Consider the following 18117-nt stretch of genomic DNA (forward strand, 5'->3'; position numbering starts at 1 on the left):
CATGGAACCGGCCACTGCCCGGGCAGGGCTCAGAGGAGGTCCGGGTCCACCGCCTCCGCCATCGCCCGGTAGCCCGCGTCGTTCGGGTGGAGGCCGTCGCCCGAGTCGTACGCCGGGAGGAAGCGGTCCGGGTCGGCCGGATCGGCCAGCGCGCGGTCGAAGTCGACCACCGCGTCGTACGCGCCCGAGGTGCGGACCCAGTGGTTGAAGGCGTCCCGCACGGCCTCGTTGGCCGGGGTGTCGTAGCGGGAGCCCTTGACGGGGGTGAGGGTCGCGCCGACGACCCGCAGGCCCCGTGCGCGCGCCTCGCGGATCAGGGCGAGGTGCCCTGCGGCGAGCTGCTCGGCGGAGGTTCCGGGGGCGGCAGCCGCGGGGGAGCCGGGCTCGCGGAACCCGATGTCGTTGATGCCTTCGAGGAGGACGACGGTCCGGACGCCGGGCTCGGTGAGCACGTCCTTCCGGAAGCGGGCGAGGGCCTTCTCGCCGGCCCAGGGGCTGTCGCGCAGGACCCGGTTGCCGCTGATGCCGTGGTTGAGGACGGCGCGGGGCCGGCCGGCGGCGGCGAGGCGTTCGGCGAGCCCGTCCGGGTAGCGGCCGTCCGCGCCGGGCGTGGAGCCGTCGCCGTCGGTGAGGGAGTCCCCGAAGGCGACGACGCCGTCGTGGCGCCCGGCCTCCCGGCCGCCGGAGACCTCGACGCCCGAGAGGAGGTACCAGGAGCCGCTCGTCTCCCGGAAGGCCTCCCCGGACGCGTCGGCGCGGTGGTCGCCGGCGGCGCGGTACGCGGTGGCCGAGGTGACGCGGTGGAAGGTGACGGGGCCGGTGGCCTCCGCCAGGTGGAGGGTGACGGCCAGCGGATCGAAGGCCACGACGGGGAACCGCGCGGCGTCGCTGAGGAGGGTGCCGCCGGCCGGGACCGTCGCGGACTCCCGGCCGTCGAAGCGCAGGTGCCGCACGGAGCCGGGCTCGACCGCGCCGCCGCGGGCCGCCCGCGCGACGGTCGCGCCGGCGATCCGCAGCGGGGCGGAGCCGTAACGGTTCGTCAGCTCGATTCGGGTCCGGTCGCCGCCCGCGGTGACCCGGACGACCTGGCGGACCGTGTGGTCCTCGAAGCCCCGCGGCGACCAGTTGGGCGCGAAGGGCGCGGACGGCGCCTGCGGGGAGGCGGCCCAGGCGCCGCGCCACGCGGAGTCCTGCCGCCCGGTGGCGACGGCGGACGGGGTCGAGGCGAGGGCGAGCGCGGCGAGCAGGGCCGTGGCGGTGCGGCGGAGGGGGTGCGGGGTTCCCATGCCCCGATGATCGCCCGCCCGCGCGCCTATGTCCCTCCTTCCGGCTCCTTCCCGGAGTGCCGCTCGGTGAAGAGCAGGCCGGTGAGGGAGCGGAAGTACTCCTCCGGGGCCCGGCCGCCCAGCGCGTCCGTCACGTTGCGGGTGAGGAGCAGCGTCGCGAAGCCGTGGGCGAGGGACCAGGCCGCGATGCCGGCCTCGCGCGCGTCGGGCACGTCCTCCAGGCCCGCGACGCCCGCGCGGAGTTCGGCGGAGGCGCGTTCCCTGGCGGCGCGCAGGTCCGGGTCGTCGGCGCGCAGCAGCTCCGGCTGGAACATGACCTGGAAGTGGGCGGGGTGCTCCACCGCGAACCGCACGTACCGCACGCCCCGTTCGCGCAGTTCGGGGGCGCCGGCCAGGGCCCCGGCGAGCAGGTCGTACCCCTGGGCGGCGACGGCGGTCAGGAGGCCGGTGCGGTCCTTGAAGTGGTGGGCGGGCGCGGCGTGCGAGACGCCCGCGCGGCGGGCGAGGTCCCGCAGGCTCAGCGCCCCGGGGCCCTCGGCGGCGATGACGTCGAGGGCGGCGGCGAGGACGGCCTGCCGCAGGTCGCCGTGGTGGTAGGTGCTCCGGCCCGCGCCTGTGCCCGCGCCCGCGCCTGTGCTCTCGTGTGCGCTCCTGCTCGTCATGGCAGCAGCCTAGCCGTCATCTAGTCATTGACAAGTTGGGAGGGCGGGGCGCAATCTTGTCAGTGACAAGACGTGGAGCGGCCGTGAGGGAGAAGACCGTGGAAGCCGAACGCGTACGCCGGATGTGGCACTTGCTCGAACCCCTGCACGCCCTGCTCTACTACGCCCCCGAGGCCTTCGACGAGGCCGCCGCCCTCGGGTACGGCACCGCCGAGCGCTGGCCCTCCTACTTCGCCTGGCGGGCCGCGCCCCTCGGCACCGCCGGACCGGTCCGGGTGGCCTCCGCCTTCTACAGCTTCAGCCCGCACATGGTGGCCCGGTACGTGCCCGGCGCCCGGCCGGCCGCCGCCGACCCCGCCGCCCCGGCGACCGCCGACCCCGCCGATGCGCTCACCCCTCCGGCGACCGCCGACCCCGCCGACGTGCTCGCCGCCCGGCTCCGGGCCGTCGACCGCGCCTACCGGGCCGTCCTCGGCGAGGAGGCGGTCGCGGGGTCCGGCCTGGCGGAGGCCGCCGCGCTCGCCCGCCGGGCGGCGGAGGCGGCCGGGACCGCCGGCCGTCCGCTCGCCGCCGCCAACGCCGAACTCCCCTGGCCCGGGGCCCCGCACCTCGTCCTCTGGCAGGCCGCGACGATCCTGCGCGAACACCGGGGCGACGGGCACGTCGCCGCCCTCCTGGCCGCCGGGCTCGACCCGGTCGAGGCGCTCGTCTCCTTCGCGGCGGTCGGCGCCGCGCCCGCACCCGTCTTCGCGAGCCGGGGCTGGTCCGCCGCCGAGTGGTCCGCCGCCCGGGAACGGCTCGCCGCCCGGGGGCTCGTGGACGCGGACGGCACGGCCACCGAGGCCGGGCGGGCCCTGCGTGCCGGGGTCGAGCAGCGGACGGACGAACTGGCCGCCGCCCCCTGGGCCGCCCTCGGCCCCGAGGGCGCCGACCGCCTCGCCGACCTGCTCGGCGGACCCTGGCTCGCCGCGATCGGCTCCGGCCTGCTGCCCGCCGAGAACACCCTCGGCATCGGCAAGGTGTGACACAGAAGTACGAAGATCGTGCTGCCGTCCGCCCTAGGATGGGCAGGGTGTCGACGTACCGAAGGACCCTCGCCGCCCCGGCCCTTGTCGCCGCCGCCCTGGCCGTGGCCGCCTGCACCCCCTCGATCGACGGCGGTACGGGCGGGAAGAAGGCCGAGCCGGGGACGGCGCTCGCCGCCGTGGACACCCTCGCCGTCAAGGGCCGCGCCCCGAAGAAGGGGTACGACCGGGACGCGTTCGGGCACGGCTGGGTGGACGTGGACCGCAACGGCTGCGGCACCCGCGACGACATCCTCAAGCGGGACCTGACCGGCGTCCGGTACACGGACGGCCACTGCAAGGTCGCCTCCGGCACCCTCACCGACGACCCGTACACCGGCACCACCGTCGCGTACGTCCGGGGCCGCAGCAAGGTCGACATCGACCACGTCGTGGCGCTCTCCGACGCCTGGCAGAAGGGGGCGCAGCAGTGGAACGCCGAGACCCGCCGCCGCTTCGCCAACGACCCCCTCAACCTCCTCGCCGTCGACGCCGCCACCAACCGCGGCAAGTCCGACGGCGACGCCGCGACCTGGCTGCCGCCGAACGGCGCGTACCGCTGCACGTACGTGGCCCGGCAGGTCGCGGTGAAGAAGAAGTACAAGGTGTGGGTGACGGAGGGGGAGCGGGACGCGATGAAGCGGGTCCTGAACGACTGCCCGCGGCAGAAGCTCCCGTAGGACCTGCGGCGGGGGGCCGGTCCGGGCGGAGGACCTGCGGGAAAACCGGTTGGCCGCCACCGGAACGATCTTTAGCCTGCCCGCATGGACCTGAACGTATCGACCCTCGCCGAACGCCCCGAGCTGGAGGGGCCGATGTGGGGCATGCGCCACCTCTGGCCCGAGTTCATGATGCACGACCCGGTGGGCTGGGCGAACGTGGGGCAGATCGTGCGACAGCTCCCGGAGTACGTGCTCGTCGCCACCGACGCCGACGGGAAGTTCGTCGCGCGCGGGTTCAGCGTCCCCTTCCGGATGGACCTGGACGGGCGCCGCGCGCTGCCCGACCGGGGCTGGGACGAGGTGCTGCTCTGGGCCTTCTCCGACCTGAGGCAGGGCCGGGAGCCCGACACGGTCAGCGCGATCGAGATCACGGTCGACAGGGACTTCCTGGGGCGGGGCGTCTCGCACCGGATGCTCGCCGCCCTGCGGGAGAACACGGCCGCGCGCGGCTTCTCCGAGCTGGTCGCCCCGGTCCGCCCCAACGGCAAGCACCTGGAGGCCGGTTCCGCCATCCATGAGTACGCCTTCCGCGTCCGCGCCTCCGACGGCCTGCCGCAGGACCCGTGGCTCCGCGTCCACGTGCGCGCGGGCGGCACGGTCGAGGCGGTGGCCCCGGCGTCGATGACCGTCCCCGGCTCCGTCGAGCAGTGGCGGAAGTGGACCGGCCTCCCCTTCGACACGGACGGCCCGGTCGAGGTCGGGGGCGCGCTCGTCCCGGTCCACTGCGAGGCGTCGCGCGGCTACGCGGTCTACGTCGAGCCCAACGTGTGGGTGCGGCACCGGATCTGACGCGTCCGCGCCCTCACGCACGCGCGTGAGGGGGCCGCTCCCCCGCAGCGCCCCCCTCACGCGTCCCCTCCCATCGAGGCCGCCCCCCCCGGGTCCGGCCCCGATCGGCCCCTGGATCCGCCCCCCCGGGCTCAGTCCAGGTCCGCGATGTCCTTCGGTGCCGGGGCCTTCGCCGCGACCGGCTTCCCGTACTGGGTGAAGAGGATCGTCCCCGGCTCGTCGCCGCCCTTCGTGACCATCTTCAGGACGTACGGCGTGCCCTCCGTGGCGACGTACACGGTCCTCGTCACGCCGCCGGCGTCCGGTTCCGTCAGCGCGAGCGCCTTCCGGCCGTCGACGGTGGTCTCCCCGCCCCGGACGACGCCGCTCGCACCCTGGTCGACGTCGCCGAGGAGCTCCTTCGTGCCGCACATCGTCACGACGTCCTTCGCGTCGGGGTCGGAGGCCGGGAACTCGACCCAACGACCCCTGAGCGTCTTGAACATGGCGTCCCGCACCTCCGGGGACTCGCCCTCGACCTGCTCGTTCAGGGTGGCCTCGTCGAAGCGCAGGTACACCTTCTCCGGGTCGGCCCTGATCAGTTCGGTCGTGGCGGCCGTGCCCGTGGTCAGCGTGCCGGCGCACTTCCCGGCGGTGTCGAAGGAGACGCGGGCCCTCGTCCGCTCGCCCTCGGACGTCGTGTCGGCGTTCACGGTCAGGGACTTCGCCGCCGCCGTCGCCGCGAACGCCTTGTCGACGATCTGCGCCCCGGACAGCCCCGGGAAGGGCCCCGCCGGCTTCGCGTCCTCCGAGGACGGACCGCAGGCGGCGGCGCCGGCCGCGACGGCGGCGCACAGGAGGGCGGCGACGGCGGCGCGACGGGGGCGGGAGGAGGGGGAGGCGGGGCGCATGGGTTCATCTCCGGGAGAAGGGCGTACGGGGGCGCGGCCCCGAGGGGACCGGTTCCTGGGAACGGCTGTGGCGGCCGTGACCGCCGTGGAGGACGGTGCGATGGGTCAATCACATCAGAGCTTGTGAACCGAGTCAACATGGTTCACCGGGAACGGGTCGGCTCACACTGTGAAGGGGTGGGGTCGTTCGCCGTCGCTAGGATGGGCGTCACACGAGAGTCGCCAGCGGGCCAGCCAGGGGAGACGGGTCAGATGCCGGAGAACGCAGCGGACGCGGGTGCGGCGGAAGAAGAAGAGGACGCGAACGCCCCTGCCACCGGAGCCGCTCCTGCCACGGGAGCCGCTCCTGCCGCGGGAGCCGCTCCCGCCACCGGAGCCGCTCCCGCCACCGGAACCACTCCCGCCACCGCCACCGGAGCCGCCCCCGCCACCGGAGCCGCACCCGCCCCGGGAACTGCCCCCACGCCAGGAACCGCCCCCGCCGAAGTGACCGCCGCCGGGATCGCCCGGCTCGCCGGGGTAGGTCGGGCCGCCGTCAGCAACTGGCGCCGCCGCCACGCCGGCTTCCCCAAGCCCGTCGGCGGCACGGAGGCCAGCCCGTCCTTCGCCCTCGCCGAGGTCGAGGAGTGGCTCCGCGCCCAGGGCAAACTGGCCGAGGTCCCCCTCCGGGAGCGCGTCTGGCAGCAGGTCGCGGGCCACCCGGCCGGTGCCGTCACCGCCCTCGTCCACGCGGGCTGCGCCCTCCTCCTCGTACGGGACCGGTCGGCGGCCTGGCCCTCCCTCGCCGCGCTCCCCGACGAGCGGCTCGCGGAAGTGCTGCCGGTCGCCCTGGAGGAGACGCTGACCGAGCGCCTCGGCCCCGGGCGGGCCGTCCTCACCCCCGCCCCGGGCGCGCTCGCCGTCTCCCTGCCCCTGCTGCGCGGGGCCGCCGAACTCGCGGCCGACACCGGCGCGCGCCAGGCCTTCGAGTTCCTGCTCGGCCGTCACCTCGACGCCAACCCGCGCCAGTACACGCTCACCCCGCCCGGCCCCGCCGCCCTCATGGCGGCGCTCGCGGTCCCCGCGCCCGCCGGCGAGGGCGCCGCCCCGCCCACCGTCCTCGACCCGGCCTGCGGCACCGGCGGACTGCTCGGCGCGGTCGAGCGCCCCGGTGCCGTCCGCGGCCAGGACGCCGACCCCGACCTCGCCGCGCTCACCGCCCTGCGCCTGGCCCTCGCGACCGACGCCGACATCCGGGTCAGGTCCGGCGACAGCCTGCGCGCCGACGCCTTCCCGACGCTCGCCGCCGACGCCGTCCTCTGCCACCCGCCGTTCAACGAGCGCAACTGGGGCCACGACGAACTGGCCTACGACCCCCGCTGGGAGTACGGCTTCCCGGCCCGCACGGAGTCCGAACTGGCCTGGGTGCAGCACGCCCTGGCCCGCCTCCGCCCCGGCGGCACCGCCGTCCTCCTCATGCCGCCCGCCGCCGCCTCCCGCCGCTCGGGCCGCCGCATCCGCGCCGACCTGCTGCGCCGGGGCGCCCTGCGCGCGGTCGTCGCCCTCCCGGCCGGCGCCGCGCCCCCGTACGGCGTCCCGCTCCACCTCTGGGTGCTGCGCAAGCCCGTCCCGGGCGGCCGCCCCGCCGCCGAACTCCTCCTCGTGGACACCGCGTCCGAGCACACCGGACCGGGCAGGGAGGGCCGCGACCGGCTCGACTGGCCGGCCGTCCACACCGCCGTCCTGGACGCCTGGACGCCGTTCGACCGGGACGGGACCCTCGCCGGGACCCCGGGCGCGAGCCGCTCCGTCCCCGTGATCGAGCTCCTCGACGACGACGTCGACCTCGCGCCCGCCCGCCACCTGCCGCCCCCGGCCGCCGCCGGGGGCGCGGCCCAGCTCGCCGGGGTGCGCGAGCGCCTGGCGGAGACCCTCCGCCGCACCCGCGAGCTGACCCCGCCCCCCGTCACCGACCCGCCCGCCGCCGGGACCGGCCGGCCCACCACGACCGTCGGCGAACTGGCCCGCGCCGGAGCCCTGGTGCTGCGCCCGGGCGGCGCGGGCACGGCCCCCGCCGCCGCCCCGGTCGCCGTCCTCACCGACCACGACGTCCTGGCCGCCCAGCCGCCCTCGGGCACGCTGCCCGACGGCCCGCCCGAGGAGCCGGTCCTGCTGGCCGCCGGGGACGTCGTCGTCCCGGTCCTCGGCGGCGGGGCGGCCGTCCGGGTCGTCGACGCCACCGCCGAGGGCGCCGCCCTCGGCCGCAACCTCCAGCTCCTGCGCCCCGACCCGGAGGCCCTCGACCCCTGGTTCCTGGCCGGTTTCCTGCGGGCCACCGCCAACACCCGGCAGGCCAGCAGCTACGCCTCCACCGCGACCCGCCTCGACGTCCGCCGCCTCCAGTTGCCGCGCCTGCCCCTGGCCGAACAGCGCCGCTTCGGCGAGCGGTTCCGGGCCCTCGCCGCCTTCGAGGAGTCCCTGCGCCGGGCCTCCCGCCTCGGCGACCAGTTGGTGCAGGGCCTGTACGACGGCTTGGCGGACGGCTCCGTCGCCCCCTGAGGCCCTCCCGCCCCTCCTCCTTCCTCATCTCTTCGACAACGGTTCCGGGTATCCCGGAACCGTTGTCCGCGGGGGTGTATACGCTCGTGTCCGCACCCCATCCGTCCGAGCAGGAGCAGCAGGATGTACGGCCACCCGCAGGTCCCGCAGGTTCCCCCACCGCCGAGGAGTTCCCTCTCCGGTGGCCGGATCGCGCTGCTCGCCCTCTTCTCCGTCCTCGCCCTGCTGAGCTGCGGCTTCCTGTCCTGGGCGCCACTGCTGCGCCTCGCGTGCGTCACCCGCAGGGCGCGGGACTGGGTGCTGTGCGGCGTGCTGTTCGCCGGATCGGCCGGCCTGTTCGCGTACGCGGCGGCCACCGGCGACCAGGAGCCGACCACCCAGGAGTCCTTCGTCGCGGTCGGCGTGATGGTGGCCCTGGTGGCGGGCTCGATCACGTACTACCTGTTCGGGGAGATCCGTCACGCGGAACGCGCGCGCACCGCGCCCGCGTACGGCCCGGTGGGGTACACGTACGGGAGCAACGGCGTCGCCGCGACCGCCCCGCGCGCGGACGTGCGGCCGAACCCGTACATCGGCCCCGCCGCGCACCCGCCCGTCGTCCCGGCGCCGGCCACGCCCGTCGTCCCGGCGCCCGCCACCCCCGTGCCCCAGCCCCCCGGCCCCCGCATCGACCAGGTCCGCGCCGAGCTCGACGAGCTGAGCGACCTGCTGCGCAAGGAGCCGCGGGAAGGCGAAGGCGGCCGGTGAACGGACGGATCGTCGGCGGGCGTTACGAGCTCGCCACCGTCGTCGGCCAGGGCGGCATGGGCCAGGTCTGGACGGCGTACGACGGCCGCCTGGACCGCCGGGTCGCGGTGAAGCTGCTGCGGCCGGCCGGCATGAACGGGCAGGCCTCCTCCGCCGACGAGCTGCGCCGCCGCTTCGTGCGCGAGTGCCGGGTCACCGCGCGCGTGACCCACCCCGGTCTGGTGACCGTGCACGACGCGGGCAGCGAGGGCGAGGACCTGTACCTCGTCATGCAGTACGTGGAGGGTGCGGACCTCGCCGACCACCTCGCCGAGCACGCCCCGTACCCGTGGGAGTGGGCGGTGTCCGTGGCCGCGCAACTGTGCGCGGTGCTCGCCGCCGTGCACGCGGTGCCGATCGTGCACCGCGACCTCAAGCCGCGGAACGTGATGGTCCGCCCGGACGGGACGCTGACCGTCCTCGACCTCGGCGTGGCCTCCGTCCTGGACACCGACACCACCCGGCTCACGCACACCGGCTCGCCCATCGGCAGCCCGGCGTACATGGCGCCCGAGCAGGCCATGGGAGGCGCCGTCGGCCCGGCCACCGACCTGTACGCGCTCGGCGTCCTGCTCCACGAACTCCTCAGCGGGGACGTGCCGTTCTCCGGCGCGACCGCGCTCGGCGTGCTGCACCGCCACCTGTACGACCCGCCCACCCCGCTCCGGCACCTGCGCCCGGAGGTGCCCGCGGCGCTGGAGGCGCTGGTGCTGCGGCTCCTCGCCAAGGACCCCCGGGACCGCCCGGCCGGCGCGCACGAGGTGTACGAGCACCTGCTGCCGCTGCTGCCCGCGCGCGGCGCCCCGGCGGGCCCGATGGACCCGACCCGGCCGTTCCTGCGCCCGCACGCGCCCTGGCCGGACCGCGCGCAGACGCCGACGGGCCCGGTGCCCCCCGTCCCGACCCCTCCCGTCCCGATCCCGCCCGTCCCCACGCACGCGCCGACTCCGGTCCCGGGCCCGGTCCCGCAGGCCGACCCCCGGGCGTACGCGCGGTCCGGGCCGTTCGCGCGGCCGGACGTCGCCGCCGCCGTGGACGAGGTCAAGCGGCTGCTCGCGGAGGGCTCGCTGACCCAGGCCGTGGACGTCCTCGGCGGGATCCTGCCCGCGGCCGAGGCCGAGCACGGGGAGCGCTCGCCGGTCGTCCGCATCCTGCGCAAGCAGTACGCGTCGACGCTGATGGACGACGGGCAGTACCGGCGCGCGCTGCCGGAGCTGCGCCGCCTCGCGGCGGACCGCGGCGCGGAGGCGGGCCCGGCGGATCCGCAGACCCTCCAGTTCCGCTACGACGCGGCGCTGTGCCTGGAGCAGGTGGGGGAGACGGCGGCCGCGCTCGCGGAGTTCCGGGCGGTCCTGCCGTACTACGAGCGGGAGCCCGCCCGCGCCTTCGACATCCGGCAGCGGATCGGGCTGCTGCTCCTGGCGGCGGGCGAGCACACGGCGGGCCGGGACCAGCTCCAGCGGCTGCTGTTCGACGCGGAGCGCGCGTACGGCCCGTACCACCCGCTTCCGGGGGAGTTGCGCAGGGCGTTGGACCACCAGCGGATGATGGGCCCGCGTCCCTGACGGGGCGACAGGATCACGACTCGGCAAATGATCGGCCAGTGGATCTTCATGATCCTTTTTGCCGTTTTTGGCACATGTAACGTTCGCGTCTGATCATGTCCATACCCTCAAGGAACTCCTCATGACGACGCCGCCCGCGCCCTTCACCCCTGAGCAGCAGCCCGCCCCCGCGAAGAAGGGTTCCGCGATCTTCAAGAAGATCGGCGGCGTCGTCGTCGCGATCGTCGTCGCGATCGCCGTGAAGCTGGGCCTCCCGCACCTCACCGGCGACGCCCCGGTGCACGCCGAGGCCGGCGAGTGCGTCACGGTCACCGGTCCGGACAACGACCCGAAGGTCGACACCGTCGACTGCTCCTCCGGCAAGGCCGACCTCTTCAAGGTCGTGAAGGTCATCGACGACACCTTCGACGTGAACAAGTGCGGCGAGGAGCTGTCGGCGCTCGCGCAGCAGCTCGACTCGGACAAGTTCGTCCTCTGCCTGGAAGAGGTCGCCGCGAAGTAAGCGCGCGTACTCCGCGAAAGGGCCGGAACCCGTGACGGGTTCCGGCCCTTCGTGCGTCCCGGGGCGGTGCGTCAGAGCACGGCGAGCCGGTCCACCAGCAGCTCCGTCCTGCGCTCGGCGTCCTCCGGAGGCAGCCGTCCCGCCCGGCCCAGGGTCGCGAGGCCGTGCAGGGACGCCCAGAACACCTCGGTGAAGAGGGCCGGGTGAACGCCGTCGCCGGCGACCTCGCCCAGGGTCTCCAGCAGGGCGGCGAAGGCGTCCTTCAAGGGCTCCGGCGTGTCCTCGCGCGCGAACGCCAGGCCGCCGTCGAGCCGGAACACGGCGTCGTAGACCGCCGGGTTGCGCGCGGCGAAGTCGAGGTAGGCGCGGGCGAGGGCGGCGACCCGGGCGCGCGGGCCGTCGTCCGTCGCGGAGGTCCTCGCGGCGGCCCGCAGCGCCGCGGCCATCTCGGCCGCGCCTTCGAGGGCGACGGCGCCGACGATCTCGCGTTTGCCGCGGAAGTGGCTGTAGAGGACGGGCTGGCTGTACTCGATGCGCTCGGCGAGCCGCCGGGTGGTGACCGCGTCCCAGCCCTGCTGCTCGGCGATCTCACGGGCCGTCGCCACGATGAGGCGCTCGCGGTCCGCCCGTTCGCGCTCCTTGCGTTCCTGTACCGACATGCAGCGATCCTAGCACCGCTAGACAAGAGAGCGGCAGTAGGTCTAGCGTTGCCTCACTGGCTAGCAACGCTAGAACCCGGGAGGGTCGCCATGCTCACCGCACTCGAGGTCTTCACCACCGTGTCCGTCGGCGTGATGGTGGGGGTGGAGTTCTCCGTCGCCTTCGTCATGAACCCAATCTTCAAGGCGCTCCCCGAGGACAGCGGCCAGCTCGCCCGCGCCCACGGGGGCCGGATGCTCGGCGCCGTGATGCCGTTCTGGTACATCGGCTCGCTCGTCCTCGCCGCGGTCTGGGCCGTCGCCGGACGGGACCACGGCGGCACCGGCCTCGTCGTCGCCGGCGGCGCGCTGCTGCTCGTCAGCGTCCTCATGTCGGTCCTGCTGCTCGTCCCGATCAACAACCGCAGCAAAACGTGGACCCCCGAGAACCGCCCCGCCGACTGGAAGGAGCAGGGGGAGCGCTGGGACGGCTACCACTACGCCCGCGTCGCCGTCATCGTCGCCGCCTTCGCCCTGCTGGTCACCGCCCTCGTCTGACCCCACCGGTAGCGTGACCCCGGTGGAGAACGAAGAGACCGCGACGAGCGGACCGGCGAAGCCCGAGGTCGTCCCTCCGGAGGGCGAGGCCCCCGTCGAGCTGACGACCCGGGACCTCGTCACCGGGGACGGGGACGAGGCGAAGCCGGGCAGGGTCGTGCGGATCCACTACGTCGGCGTCACCTTCGCCACCGGGAAGGAGTTCGACTCCTCCTGGGAGCGCGACGAGCCGTTCAAGTTCGCCGTGGGCGGCGGCCGCGCCATCAAGGGCCTGGACCGGGGGATCAGGGGCATGAAGGCCGGCGGCCGGCGCGAGATCGTCGTCCCCCCGCGCCTCGGCTACGGCAAGCAGTCGCCCTCGTCGCTGATCCCGGCCCACTCGACCCTCGTCTTCGTGGTGGACCTGCTCTCCGTCTCCACGTGAGTCTCCGCCCGGACCGGACCGGACCGGGGGCGGCGGCCCGGCCGCTCCGAACGGTCAGTTGGGCAACTGGACGTTCCAGGTGCGGTTGCCCGCCGCCTGGTGGTTGACCGCCACCGCCTCCTCCGGGTTCTCCGCGTCGAAGGCGGACGTCACGCGGTGCACCATCTCGTCGCTCTCCCAGTACGGCTCGGCCTTGGTGAAGCGTCCGCCCTGCTTCTTGCGGACCTTCCAGCGGAACCGGACCGTGTAGTCGACCAGGAAGTAGCCCGCCGACATGCGCGTGCTGGTGGAGAAGCCCGGGTTGTCGACGAAGGTGATCCGGTCGGCCGCGTTGATCACGTTGCCGTCCTCGTCGTTGTACGGCGGACGGAAGGGACCGTCCACGACCCAGGCCCGGCTGGACTTCTTGGGCCGGTAGTTCGTCGACGACGGAACGATCTGCCGGCTCTCGTCGGAGACCTCCTGCCAGAAGTCGTACGCCTCGGCCGCCGGCGTCTCCATCCCGTTCGCGCGGCGCAGGGTCGCGGTCTGGGCGAAGCCGATGTCGTTGCTGCCGTTCAGCGACTGCTGCTGATCGCCCTCGTACGCGGAGGTGAAGACGAGGGTCGGGTTGCCGATCTCCTCCTCGACCTTCTTCTCCTTGCCCTTCACCGAGGGCGTCGCCCCGGCCTTCCCGCTGCGGGTGGTCCGGGTGACCGGCCCCGCCTCGGTCTTCTGCTGGTTCGTCGGCGGGCTCTCGCCGCGCTCGACGACCTCGTCCTGACCGCGCTTGGTGCGCGTGCTGGGCGCGGCGTGCGGCACCATCGGCCCGCCCCCGCCCCGCGAGATCATCCGCCCGAGCGCGTCGTTGCCCACCGAGCGCTGCATGACCGCGGCCGTGGCCGGGGCGACCGGTTCGAACCCCGCGGACACCCGCCGGTCCCGGCCGGGACCCTCCGCGCGCCGCGCCGACTTTCCGGCTCCCTCGACTTCTTCCTGATGCTTGCGTAACGGCAAGGTGCACACTCCCGCGCGTAGACGATCTGCCCCTGCCACACGGTAACCGGGAGCTCCGGGGCGCGACAGGGCCCCGTTTCCCGGCCCGCGCCTCAGCCCCCGGCCTTCACCCCGTCCACGAAGGACGCCCAGGCGCTGGTCGCGAAGACGAGGACGGGGCCGGTCGGGACCTTGCTGTCACGGACGGGGACGTGGGGGAGGTTGTCGGCGATTTCGAGGCACTCGCCGCCGTCCTGGTTGCTGTAGGAACTCTTGCGCCATGTGACGTGGCTCAGGTCAACGGTGCGCATGAGGTTGCCTCCAGCGTGTCCATGATGAACTTCCCTGATTCGACCGGCGAAAGGGCCAGATCACGGACCAGATCGTAGCGGACCTGAAGTCGCTCGACAGCGGCTGCGTCCTCGACCAGTTCGCCCGAATAACCCGTCTCGACCCACGCGACCGCAGGCCCGCCCGTAGTGCGCATGAACATCACGTGAGTGTTGGTCAGGGCATGCGGTCCCACGGAATTCGGTACGACCTGGATGGTGATGTTCCGTTGCTCGTTCATCTTGAGCAGGTACTCCAACTGCTCTTGCCAAGCCTCCTTGTTCGGCAGCGGAGTCCGTAGCACGGTTTCGGAGAGGATCGACCGGAACGGAGGTGCGCTTTCCCCTGAAAGCAGCTCGCGGCGCCCTATCCGTGCTTCTACCTGAGTGGTCAGCTCCTCGCCGTCCATGCCGCCTGCCGAAAGGAAGAACTGGGCGTACCTCTTCGTCTGGAGAAGCCCTGGCAGCGCCCCCACCGCGTAATGCCACAGGCTCACAGCGTCCGCTTCCAGGCGCATGTACCGCTGGTACCGCTCCTTGAACTGGGTCGGATCGCTCACCGCCAGTTCCCACAGCGTCAGCAACAGCCCCGGCGTCCCGTAGTACTGGTCCAACGCCTGCACCACCTCCGGGCCACCCAGCGTCTCCCCGTTCTCCATCTTCGAGAACAGGGACCAGTCCCAGCCGACGACCTCGCCCAACTTCCTCAGAGGCAGTTCCCGTTCGGCCCGCAGCGACCGCAACTCCTCCGCGAACCGCTTCCTCGGTTCCTGACTCCGGCCCGTGACCGCCCGTCTCGCCGGCATGGCGCGCCCTCCCCTTGTGGAAGATGTGGAACTACCCGCGCCACCTGCAGAAGTACCGCCCGACCGCGCTCTTCGTCCCCTGGAACCGGGCCATTCTCACCTCGTACCCGGAACACGCACGGTAGTCCACCCGTGGCGCTCCGCGCAGGCGGTGGAAGAGAAGAAGAGAGGGCGCATGGAGTCGCACGGACCGGAGCGCGGGGCGCTCGTGTACGACCAAGTGGCTCACGTGGTGGGGGAGTTCCGGGGAAGGGCCGGGCCGTACGCGATGCTGCGGCCCGTGGGCGGTGGCCGGGAGTGGCAGGCGGACCCCGCCGACCTGCGCCCGGCCACTCCCGCCGAGCGGCTGAGCGCGGGCGTGCGCGCGGCCGACGACCGGACCCGCGCGGGTACGGAGGCGGCGGCCCCGGTGCCGGACCTGAGCCGCCCGCCCCGCCCCGTACCGCACTGCGTGGCCTGCGCGCTGCTCGTACGGGAACGGCGCGAGGCCCGGGAGCGGCACGACCGCAGCGCGGAGACGGACGCGAACGTCCTGATGCGCCGCCACCTGGCCCGGGACCATCCCTGACCGCAACCTTCCGCACCCCGCGCGGGTCATGGGTGGGAGACGTCACGAGGACCACCGGGGAGCGACCGCGCATGACCGAAGAGACCGCCGTTCAGAACCGGAAGGCCCTGTTCTCCCCGCGTGAGATGGTCCTGGCGGCCGGATGCCTCGTCCTGGCCGGGGCGGTGGGACGGTGGGCCGGCCAGGACGGCGGACTGCTCTGGGTGGCCCGGCTGTTCGACCACCCGCTGCTCTTCGGCCTCCTGGTGCTGGGCCTGCTGGCGGCGGCACTGATGGTCGCGGTGCGCAGCCTCGTCGTCCGCGTCCTGACCGGAGTGGCCCTCGGGCTCGCCCTCCTGGCGTCCTTCCCCTTCGTCCTCTTCGGGGCCTTCGGTGCCGCCTCCGAGACCTCGGACACGGCCGCCCCCGGCCGAGACGACCGCAGCCTCGTGGTCGAGGAGGGGGCGGACATGATCGACCCGCTGTGGTGGGTCTACGTGGACGAGGGCCGGGGCCCGTTGAAGCAGCGCTGGAAGGTGGGCTACTTCAACGGCGACGCCGCCGAGAACGCCCTCGTCGAGGCGGTGTGGGAGGGCCCCGACCGCATCCGCCTGGTCACGGGGTACGCCGAGGACGGCACCGAGCAGGTCCACCTCGTCGACCTCGACCACGGGACGGGCCGGCCCCTCCGCACGGTCACGAGGGGCTGACCCGCCACCGGGTCAGGCCCGGGGCTCGCGCCGCATCGCCCACAGGACCGGGCCGCCGCCCGGCAGGCGGAACTCGTCGCGCACGACGAAGCCGAAGTGCTCGTACACCGGCAGGTTGTCCGGTTTGGAGGACTCCAGGTGGACCGGCAGGCCCGCCGCGTCGGCCTTGGCGAGGCCCGAGCGGAGAAGGGCGGAGCCGTGCCCCTGCCCCCGGGCGGCGGGGTCGGCGCCGATGACGGCGAGGTACCAGTGGGGCTCGGCCGGGCCGTGCTCGGCGGCGGCCGTGACCGCGTCGTGGAAGACCCCGGCCCGGTCGCCCAGGATCTCCTGGAGCTCCCGGATCGTCTCCGCGTCGGGGACGGCCTTCTCCGCGCCCTCCGGCGACACCCAGAAGGCCGCCGCCGCGTCGGTGCGCTCGCACACGCCGTGCAGGCCGTACTGCCGGGTGAACAGGGTGGTGAAGTACCGGCCGAGGCCCGCCTCGCGGGTGGCGTCGTCGGGGAAGAACCAGCGCATCATCGGGTCGTCGCCGAAGGCGGAGGCCAGCGTGCGGCCGACCGCCGGAGCGTCGTCGATCACGGCCGTCTTCGGTGTGTTCGTCAGGGGCATACGGGTCATTCTGCACCCGTGTTGATCTTGGTCCGCCGTGGGGGTGCCTCAGGCGCGGGCGGTCCGGCGGGCCGCGCGGATCAGGCGGATCGCCGCCGTGACGGGGAGGGCGATCCCGGTCACGAGGAGGACGAGCAGCTCGTACACGCCGAGGCGCCCCGCCCCGCCGAGCACGAAGGCGAAGAGGAACACGAGGGGGGTGAGGGAGGTGAGGACGGTCGCGGAGACCTTGGCGCCCCGCTCCCAGGCGTCGGACGTCCACAGCAGGATCAGGCCCGCGATCAGGACGACCGGACCGAGGTAGGAGCCGAGGAGCACGGCGATCCCGCTGACGCCGAGCAGGACGGCCGTGCCGGTCGTCCGGCTCTTCGGCGCGTCCCCGGGCCCCGGCCCGGCGGCCGCCTCGGGCTCCTCCGCGCGGGCGGCGGCGACGATCGCGGCGGGGCTGCCGAGGCGGTCGAGGGCGGCGCGGACGGCCTCCGGGTCCCGCTCGTCGCCGACGGCGACGTCGAGGTGCTCGCGCAGGTCCGCGAGGAGTTCCTCGCGGCGCCCGGCCGGCAGGAAGGACGCCTCCCGCTCGACCGTGGCCAGGTAGTCGGTCACGAGGGGGTGCGCGGTGCGGGTCATGCGGAACCTCCGGGGGGTGCGGTCAGGAAGTGGTCGACGCCGTCGCGGAAGCGCGGCCAGTCCTCGGTGAACTCGGCGAGCGCGGCCCGGCCGGACGCGGTGAGCGTGTAGTAGCGGCGGGCCGGGCCGGTGGCCGACTCGCGCAGTTCGGTGTCGACGAGACCGTCGCGGCGCAGCCGGGACAGCAGGGGGTAGATCGTGCCCTGGCTGGTGGTCATGACGCTGACGGCGGCCAGTTCGTCGAGGATCTCGACGCCGTAGCGGGGGCCGCCCCGGAGGAGCGCCAGGACGCAGTACTCCAGGACGCCCTTGCGGAGCTGCACGGCGACCTTGCCCGCCGCCTCGGATCTTGCTTCGCCAGGAACCATGCAATGCAAGATACTCCTCGGGAGGGGCGCCGATCAACGGTCCGCGTGCGACGATCCCCCGGTGAGCGAACAGAGCGCCGAGCAGACCGCCGGGCAGACCGCCGAGCAGACCGGCGAACGGGCCGCCGGGGCCGGCGCCGTACGGACCGGGCGCCTCGACCTCGTCCCCCTCTCCGTCGCGCACGCCGGGGAGATGGCGGAGGTCCTGGCCGATCCCGCCCTGCACGCCTTCATCGGGGGCGCCCCGCTGTCCCCGACCGAACTGCGCGCGCGGTACCAGCGGTTGGCCGCCGGCTCCCCGGACCCGGCCGTGACCTGGCTCAACTGGGTGGTACGGCTCCGCTCCGAGGACCGGCTCACCGGCACCGTCCAGGCGACCGTCACCGACGGCGGCCGGGTCGCGGAGGTCGCGTGGGTCGTCGGGACGGCCTGGCAGGGGCGGGGCATCGCGCGCGAGGCGGCCGGGGGCCTGGTCGGACTGCTCGCGGCCCGGGGCGTGCGCACCGTCGTCGCCCACGTCCACCCCGGCCACACGGCCTCCGCCGCCGTCGCCCGCGCGGCCGGCCTCGCCCCCACCGACCGGGTGGAGGACGGCGAGGTGCGCTGGGAGCTGCGGGTGGCCCGGGGGGTGGGGGGGGGGCGGCGGGGGGGGGGCCCCCCCCCCCCCCCCCCCCGCCCCCCCCCCCCCCCCCCCCCCCCCCCCCCCCCCCGGCGCCCCCCCG

Annotated in this window: 21 protein-coding genes and 1 pseudogene; 12 read left to right on the top strand and 10 right to left on the bottom strand. The window is 74.6% G+C overall.

Features of this window, described 5'->3' with window-relative positions; all coding sequences use genetic code 11:
* Positions 1–29 precede the first annotated feature (29 nt).
* Together ACFYNX_RS30650 and ACFYNX_RS30655 are read right to left on the bottom strand one after the other, a co-directional pair.
* Positions 30–1286, bottom strand: a complete 1257-nt coding sequence (locus ACFYNX_RS30650) for an SGNH/GDSL hydrolase family protein (RefSeq protein ID WP_388666086.1) — start codon at positions 1284–1286, stop codon at positions 30–32.
* A gap of 26 nt (positions 1287–1312) precedes the next feature.
* Entirely contained in the window at positions 1313–1948 is a 636-nt protein-coding gene (locus ACFYNX_RS30655; protein WP_388666089.1) for a TetR/AcrR family transcriptional regulator, read from the bottom strand.
* Between the two features lie 122 nt (positions 1949–2070).
* Here ACFYNX_RS30655 and ACFYNX_RS30660 point away from each other — a divergent pair, with 122 nt between their 5' ends.
* The 3 genes from ACFYNX_RS30660 (at position 2071) to ACFYNX_RS30670 (ending at position 4523) form a co-directional block, all read left to right on the top strand.
* Positions 2071–2973: a hypothetical protein gene (locus ACFYNX_RS30660; protein ID WP_388666239.1), complete on the top strand. Its 903-nt coding sequence runs from the start codon at positions 2071–2073 to the stop codon at positions 2971–2973.
* A gap of 38 nt (positions 2974–3011) precedes the next feature.
* A complete protein-coding gene (locus ACFYNX_RS30665) occupies positions 3012–3692 on the top strand; it encodes an HNH endonuclease family protein (RefSeq protein WP_388666092.1) in 681 nt (226 codons plus the stop codon).
* 84 nt (positions 3693–3776) lie between these two features.
* Positions 3777–4523, top strand: a complete 747-nt coding sequence (locus tag ACFYNX_RS30670) for an N-acetyltransferase (protein WP_388666095.1) — start codon at positions 3777–3779, stop codon at positions 4521–4523.
* 131 nt (positions 4524–4654) lie between these two features.
* Here the strand turns inward: ACFYNX_RS30670 and ACFYNX_RS30675 are convergent, their stop codons facing one another.
* The gene (locus ACFYNX_RS30675; protein ID WP_388666098.1) at positions 4655–5413 is read right to left on the bottom strand and encodes a hypothetical protein; all 759 of its coding nucleotides are present in this window, start codon (positions 5411–5413) and stop codon (positions 4655–4657) included.
* Positions 5414–5899: 486 nt separating this feature from the next.
* On the opposite strand from ACFYNX_RS30675, the gene ACFYNX_RS30680 reads away from it, so the two are divergent.
* The 4 genes from ACFYNX_RS30680 to ACFYNX_RS30695 all read left to right on the top strand — a co-directional run bounded on the left by ACFYNX_RS30680 (position 5900) and on the right by ACFYNX_RS30695 (position 10804).
* Complete coding sequence (locus tag ACFYNX_RS30680; RefSeq protein ID WP_388666242.1) at positions 5900–7951, top strand: N-6 DNA methylase; 2052 nt, start codon at positions 5900–5902, stop codon at positions 7949–7951.
* A gap of 123 nt (positions 7952–8074) precedes the next feature.
* Entirely contained in the window at positions 8075–8698 is a 624-nt protein-coding gene (locus tag ACFYNX_RS30685; protein WP_388666101.1) for a hypothetical protein, read from the top strand.
* Entirely contained in the window at positions 8695–10302 is a 1608-nt protein-coding gene (locus ACFYNX_RS30690; RefSeq protein ID WP_365544957.1) for a serine/threonine-protein kinase, read from the top strand. Before ACFYNX_RS30685 ends, ACFYNX_RS30690 begins: the two co-directional genes overlap by 4 nt.
* A gap of 121 nt (positions 10303–10423) precedes the next feature.
* Positions 10424–10804, top strand: coding sequence for a hypothetical protein (locus ACFYNX_RS30695; protein WP_388666104.1), 381 nt, complete (start codon positions 10424–10426; stop codon positions 10802–10804).
* A gap of 71 nt (positions 10805–10875) precedes the next feature.
* Here the strand turns inward: ACFYNX_RS30695 and ACFYNX_RS30700 are convergent, their stop codons facing one another.
* On the bottom strand, positions 10876–11463 hold the full coding sequence (locus tag ACFYNX_RS30700) for a TetR/AcrR family transcriptional regulator (RefSeq protein ID WP_388666107.1): 588 nt from the start codon (positions 11461–11463) through the stop codon (positions 10876–10878).
* Between the two features lie 90 nt (positions 11464–11553).
* Between ACFYNX_RS30700 and ACFYNX_RS30705 the strand changes: the two genes are divergently transcribed.
* Together ACFYNX_RS30705 and ACFYNX_RS30710 are read left to right on the top strand one after the other, a co-directional pair.
* Positions 11554–12000 carry an anthrone oxygenase family protein gene (locus ACFYNX_RS30705; RefSeq protein ID WP_388666110.1) on the top strand — a complete coding sequence of 149 codons (447 nt, stop codon included), beginning with the start codon at positions 11554–11556 and terminating at the stop codon, positions 11998–12000.
* 22 nt (positions 12001–12022) lie between these two features.
* Positions 12023–12424, top strand: a complete 402-nt coding sequence (locus ACFYNX_RS30710; RefSeq protein ID WP_388666113.1) for an FKBP-type peptidyl-prolyl cis-trans isomerase — start codon at positions 12023–12025, stop codon at positions 12422–12424.
* Positions 12425–12478: 54 nt separating this feature from the next.
* Here ACFYNX_RS30710 and ACFYNX_RS30715 read toward each other — a convergent pair whose 3' ends face one another.
* The 3 genes from ACFYNX_RS30715 to ACFYNX_RS30725 form a co-directional block, all read right to left on the bottom strand.
* Positions 12479–13336 carry a hypothetical protein gene (locus ACFYNX_RS30715; RefSeq protein WP_388666116.1) on the bottom strand — a complete coding sequence of 286 codons (858 nt, stop codon included), beginning with the start codon at positions 13334–13336 and terminating at the stop codon, positions 12479–12481.
* Between the two features lie 176 nt (positions 13337–13512).
* Positions 13513–13710, bottom strand: coding sequence for a DUF397 domain-containing protein (locus ACFYNX_RS30720; protein ID WP_388666119.1), 198 nt, complete (start codon positions 13708–13710; stop codon positions 13513–13515).
* Positions 13692–14534 carry a helix-turn-helix domain-containing protein gene (locus tag ACFYNX_RS30725; protein WP_388666122.1) on the bottom strand — a complete coding sequence of 281 codons (843 nt, stop codon included), beginning with the start codon at positions 14532–14534 and terminating at the stop codon, positions 13692–13694. Before ACFYNX_RS30725 ends, ACFYNX_RS30720 begins: the two co-directional genes overlap by 19 nt.
* A 175-nt stretch (positions 14535–14709) precedes the next feature.
* Here ACFYNX_RS30725 and ACFYNX_RS30730 point away from each other — a divergent pair, with 175 nt between their 5' ends.
* The gene (locus ACFYNX_RS30730; protein ID WP_388666125.1) at positions 14710–15102 is read left to right on the top strand and encodes a hypothetical protein; all 393 of its coding nucleotides are present in this window, start codon (positions 14710–14712) and stop codon (positions 15100–15102) included.
* A 71-nt stretch (positions 15103–15173) separates the two neighbouring features.
* Positions 15174–15791, top strand: a complete 618-nt coding sequence (locus ACFYNX_RS30735) for a hypothetical protein (protein ID WP_388666127.1) — start codon at positions 15174–15176, stop codon at positions 15789–15791.
* 12 nt (positions 15792–15803) lie between these two features.
* Here ACFYNX_RS30735 and ACFYNX_RS30740 read toward each other — a convergent pair whose 3' ends face one another.
* From ACFYNX_RS30740 to ACFYNX_RS30750, 3 genes are read right to left on the bottom strand one after another with little or no spacing between them, the layout of a single operon-like run.
* A complete protein-coding gene (locus ACFYNX_RS30740; RefSeq protein ID WP_388666129.1) occupies positions 15804–16409 on the bottom strand; it encodes a GNAT family N-acetyltransferase in 606 nt (201 codons plus the stop codon).
* Positions 16410–16448: 39 nt separating this feature from the next.
* On the bottom strand, positions 16449–17027 hold the full coding sequence (locus ACFYNX_RS30745; RefSeq protein ID WP_388666131.1) for an HAAS signaling domain-containing protein: 579 nt from the start codon (positions 17025–17027) through the stop codon (positions 16449–16451).
* Positions 17024–17395 (bottom strand): PadR family transcriptional regulator, encoded by a 372-nt coding sequence (locus ACFYNX_RS30750; protein WP_125667529.1) that lies wholly within the window; start codon positions 17393–17395, stop codon positions 17024–17026. Before ACFYNX_RS30750 ends, ACFYNX_RS30745 begins: the two co-directional genes overlap by 4 nt.
* A gap of 61 nt (positions 17396–17456) precedes the next feature.
* On the opposite strand from ACFYNX_RS30750, the pseudogene ACFYNX_RS30755 reads away from it, so the two are divergent.
* Positions 17457–18017, top strand: a pseudogene (locus ACFYNX_RS30755) (GNAT family N-acetyltransferase); the annotation flags it as partial.
* Between the last annotated feature and the right edge of the window lie 100 nt (positions 18018–18117).

The sequence above is a fragment of the Streptomyces sp. NPDC007872 genome, assembly GCF_042868165.1.
In the GTDB taxonomy this organism is placed as follows: Bacteria; Actinomycetota; Actinomycetes; order Streptomycetales; family Streptomycetaceae; genus Streptomyces.